Source organism: Citrobacter sp. Cpo069 (assembly GCF_030332785.1).
GTDB lineage: Bacteria > Pseudomonadota > Gammaproteobacteria > Enterobacterales > Enterobacteriaceae > Citrobacter > Citrobacter portucalensis.
Window position 1 is genome coordinate 1 of the sequence record NZ_JAOWHD010000015.1, and the last position, 681, is coordinate 681.

At 47.7% G+C, this 681-nt stretch carries 1 protein-coding gene; it reads left to right on the plus strand.

Annotated elements, in window-relative coordinates; all coding sequences use genetic code 11:
• The first annotated feature begins 110 nt into the window (after nucleotides 1-110).
• Nucleotides 111-533 (plus strand): hypothetical protein, encoded by a 423-nt coding sequence (locus tag OGY08_RS00310; protein ID WP_117143804.1) that lies wholly within the window; start codon nucleotides 111-113, stop codon nucleotides 531-533.
• Nucleotides 534-681: the final 148 nt, after the last annotated feature.

Here is a 681-nt window from a genome sequence, read left to right on the forward strand (position 1 = left end):
TTAAAGAGGGAAAGCCTATACTGTATTTATCGGTTAGCAATGGTGCTGACCGGCCCGGAACCAGCGGCGGCAACCGCTCCTATTCAAACAATCTGCGAAGGATATAAATCATGAGCGCATACGTAGTATCTGATAAAGCCATTTCTACTATCGTTAAAACTCTGGTACTGACCGGCACACTTCAGCCTGTCGAGGCTGTTTCATTTGGTCAGATGATGCTTAATCTGAATACCCATTCTGTTAATGTTCGCTATCAAGAAAGTAGCCCGGCGCACTCTTTTGAATACAGTGAACCGGAGCTAAATATTAACGACCCAAAAACACAAATTCAGGTGATTGTCTGCATTGATGAGTATGAATATCAGTCCTGCGAGTTTGCCGAATACTATGAAACTATGGTGCATACAGTCCTCAAAGCCATAAAATCAGCGTTACATGAGGCTTATACTGAAACATTGCCTAATCCCGCCCGGTGGAAAGATAAAAAATCCTATGAACTGCCGGGCTATTCAGAAGCTGAATGGAGTTTATGATCGCGCGGGGGTAAGTCCCCCGCTCTATCTGTAGGGGCGTAGCCCCTTTTTTTGCGCCGGTGATCTCTGGCGTTCCCTGCGGGCCGGGCTTTCGTGCTGCGCATCGAGCCAGGCAAGCTGTCTCGCCCCTTCGGGCTTCAATCCCTAA